4 protein-coding genes are annotated in these 3,942 nt (G+C 34.8%); 1 reads left to right on the top strand and 3 read right to left on the bottom strand.

Features of this window, described 5'->3' with window-relative positions:
* The 3 genes from PHC28_RS16670 to PHC28_RS16680 all read right to left on the bottom strand — a co-directional run.
* On the bottom strand, positions 1–1,264 hold a 1,264-nt coding region (locus tag PHC28_RS16670; protein WP_300103271.1), incomplete at its 3' end, for a MauE/DoxX family redox-associated membrane protein.
* Positions 1,265–1,377: 113 nt separating this feature from the next.
* Positions 1,378–2,307 (bottom strand): AraC family transcriptional regulator, encoded by a 930-nt coding sequence (locus tag PHC28_RS16675; RefSeq protein ID WP_300103273.1) that lies wholly within the window; start codon positions 2,305–2,307, stop codon positions 1,378–1,380.
* Positions 2,308–2,375: 68 nt separating this feature from the next.
* Positions 2,376–2,759 carry a hypothetical protein gene (locus tag PHC28_RS16680; protein WP_300103275.1) on the bottom strand — a complete coding sequence of 128 codons (384 nt, stop codon included), beginning with the start codon at positions 2,757–2,759 and terminating at the stop codon, positions 2,376–2,378.
* Between the two features lie 236 nt (positions 2,760–2,995).
* Between PHC28_RS16680 and PHC28_RS16685 the strand changes: the two genes are divergently transcribed.
* Positions 2,996–3,942, top strand: a 947-nt coding sequence (locus PHC28_RS16685; RefSeq protein ID WP_300103277.1) for an aminotransferase class I/II-fold pyridoxal phosphate-dependent enzyme, incomplete at its 3' end; no start/stop codon positions are given.

Consider the following 3,942-nt stretch of genomic DNA (forward strand, 5'->3'; position numbering starts at 1 on the left):
TTTTAAAAACCGAACTGGACGCATTGACGGTAAATGGCGGTGCCGAAAATTGTTTTATACCCTCTTCGGGTAAATAGGCAATTTTTAGTTTTGCTACACTGTTCGTATCAATGGTATTTCCACGATAGGACAATTTGAGTTGGGGGTTGGCTACAATAAATTGATTTCGGTAATAATACACATAAACCAACTTTTGCAAGGCTGGACTATAATGCAAACTGCCATCTGTATCAAAAACACCGTCGATTTGTTTTTGCAATAATTCAGGTCCTAATTGTACCTTGACACGATCGCCAAATTCAATAATTCCAAGTGTATTTTCTTGTTTAGGGGTATCACGTGTTCGTATGGCAATAAAATTGTTGTCCATTATTGTAGCTGCCGAGAAATGAATACTTCGATTACTAATTAATGAAGCTTTCCAATTTTCAGTAGTCCCTCTAAATATACAGGGAACAGTACCATCCAATACATAAAAATAAGGCGGTACTACTTTCACTTGAATAGCTCGAAAAGGTAAATTCACAGTTGTAAGTTGAATAGTGTATTGCTTACGGTTTTTAAGTGTCGAGTCCAAAACCGTAATCTTTGATGGATCAGTATAATTGCCAAGATAAATTTTACCCTTTCCAGTTCCAGCAAAATAATACGAGTTAAATCCTAGATCCTCTTGAAACATTTTGTTGATAAAATGAGGAGGAAAGCGACGAACAAAAGGATTTCGATGATGAATAATTTCTTCAGAGGTTACGAAAAGCAGAATAACAACGATAACACTACTAAAAAATAAAGCCGGTATTAAAATCCAAAGGCGATTCTTTTTGGTGGTACTTGACTGAGTCTCGAAAGCCGTCATTATATAAATCCCTATGAAAGCCATAATAACAAATGCAATATTAAAAATCAAATGCTGCATCCAATTCATATTTTCAAGAATCCCTCCACAAGAACAGGGCACGAAAGAACTGAAATTCAAAATGACGACTATATAGGTACTAAACAAAACCATTAAACAAAAGGCGGCATAAAAACCAATCAACCGCCATTTGGGAATAACCAACAAAAAAACAATGAATAACTCCAAAAAAGGAATTCCAAAAGCTACCCAGCCAGCAAAAACACTCAATAATGGGGATTGCCCTAATTGTACCTGAAAGCGCTTAAAATCCAAAAGCTTACTCAATGCTGCATATACAAACAACAGGATGTAGAGCATACTAATAAGCTCAATAATTACGCTTTGTGTTCGGACTGATAATTTCATTAAGCAATAGTTTAATTTCGATTCAGTAAAATTCTGAATTCCAAATTAAAACCACTTTCCTTATTGGGAGTGAAACTTGATGAAAAGGGATAAAAGCATTTACGACCTAAAAATTACTCTTCTAGGGTAAAACTGGAATTATTGCGCTGAATAGCATTGGGGGCATACCCATAACGTCTTTTAAAGGATTTCGAAAAATTGGGATAATTGGAAAATCCATTCATAAGGGATATATTTTTCAAAGGAATATCCGTTTGCTGAATCATTAAATGGGCTCTTTTCAACCGCTCCTCATTGTAAAACTGGTAAATGCTAGTCTTGAAAAAATGACGAAAACCATCTTTCAATTTATATTCATTGGTGCCAAACAGACGAGAAAGTGCTTTCAAAGAAGGAAGCGGTTCTTCAAGATGAGCCAAAATATAATCATATAGTTTTTGGATCAAAAGAGCATCTATTTTTCTTGATCCGGGTTGCTTGTCCTCATCGTTCTCTTTTTCTTGCCCTATGCTACTATAAACATCTTGTGGAAGCGGACTAACGAAACTTAAAATGATTTCAGCGCTATGAAAAAGTGCACTAATTGAACAATCGACTGAAACATATAAGCCCTCCCTGGTAAGAAAATGCAATGGAACTATGGGTTGAAAAGATAAATTTCCTTGTAATGATTCTTTAACAAAATTCAATTTTTCAACGGATTCCGGACTAATAAATTTTTCAAGAGGCTGATGTAACAAATCCATTTCAGAAAAACCCAATACTGTAGTAATTCCTGAATTAAAACTTGTAATACTAAAGGAACTGTCCAAAACAAAGGTAGCTTGGTTTATGAATCGATAAGTCGTATGAGGATTAACATATCCAGCATGAAAAATGGATTCTTTCATCTCTTCAGCGACCATATTGACCAAAACAACTAACGTTTCCAACTCATCATCATAAGGACTCAAAGGAATACGATTGTTGAAATTACCTCTCGCCATCTCAAACAGCATTTGATGCAACGTAACAATTCGTTTTTGGTTATGTGGCCTATCCATAAAATCTTAATTCTTAATATTCTATTATCTATAATCTTTACTCCTCCCTAACCGATTAACCCATAACTCTATATAAACTGCTCCAGAAAAGCCAGTGCATCCTCCTTGTTATTAAAAAGTTGTGTGGGAACGGAGGGTTTACTGATTCGCAAATAAAAATTACTAATAGTCAAAGATACTTGTTGATTAACAATTAAAGCGACCGCTTTGGTCAATACAGAACCCGATTGAGCTAAATAATCCCTACCCGATTTGTCTGTATTGACAATGCCCCTCACATCACACAAAACAGGATAAGATTTTTCGTTTTGAAAATGAATTCGGTCAGCTACAATATGTTGGGCTGCTTCCAAATCAAGAATAGTGTTGGGTTTATATTCAAAAAATAGAATACCATTGGCAATCCAAAATTGGGCAAATTCATTTTCATAAAAATCATGAGCTGCAATCATTATTTTATGAATTATATATTACAATTTAACAAAAATAGAAACAATATTAAATATTATAATTGTCAATTAGGTATAATCTGTTGCAAATTGGTCAAATAATTGTCATAAAGGGATAATAAATTGTCATAAAGGGAATATTACAATATCGTATGAAAATAATATCATTTTTTATAGTGAATTTTAGAAATCTAAATAGTAGAACTAAAACTTTTTAATAAAAATTAAACAACAAAAAAATGGCCAAAATCAAACACAACAATTTCATCGATACGGTGGATGAAGTTTTATCTGGAGCAAAAAAAGAAGGAATATTGCATTTGTATGCAGAAGACAAGGTTTTAACGGGTAGAACCATCCAGATCAAGGGAAAAGAAATGTATCATTTCGGGACAACGGGCTATTTGGGTTTGGAACAAGATAACAGGATTAAAGAAGCGGCAATTCAAGCCATTCGGGATTATGGCACACAATTTCCACTTTCTAAATCCTATATTTCACATCCACTATACAGCGAACTGGAAAGCAAAATCGAACAGATGTACAGCATCCCCCCTATCATTACCAAAAATAGCACATTAGGTCATTTAGCTGTTATCCCAACACTTATCAGGGATGAAGATGCGGTTATTATGGATCACCAAGTGCATTGGAGCGTACAAAATGCCTGTCAATTGCTAAAGTTAAGAGGGATTCCTGTGGAAATGATTCGACACGGCAATTTGGATATGCTGGAAGATAAAATCAAAAGGCTAGCATCAAAAGGCAACAAAATTTGGTATATGGCAGACGGAGTATATTCTATGTTTGGAGATTATGCCCAAATCCCTGAATTACTTAACTTGACTAAAAAATACAACCAACTCCACCTCTACTTTGACGATGTTCACGGAATGAGTTGGAAAGGTAAAAATGGTACAGGCTTTGTTTTTGACGTTATCAAGGAACTACCCGAAAATATTGTTGTAGTGGGTACGTTAAGTAAAACCTTTGGTGCCAGTGGAGCAACATTTTTTTGCAAAAACCAGAAGTTAAGGGATAAAATTAAAAACTTTGGAGGACCTCTGACTTTTTCGGCTCAATTAGAACCTGCTTCTGTAGCTGCTGCAATTGCTTCAGCTGATATCCACCTATCACCCGAAATAACAATACGTCAAGAGGAATTAGCTGATAAAATAGCCTATTT

The sequence above is a fragment of the Flavobacterium sp. genome (genome assembly GCF_028712645.1).
Taxonomy (GTDB): Bacteria; Bacteroidota; Bacteroidia; order Flavobacteriales; family Flavobacteriaceae; genus Flavobacterium.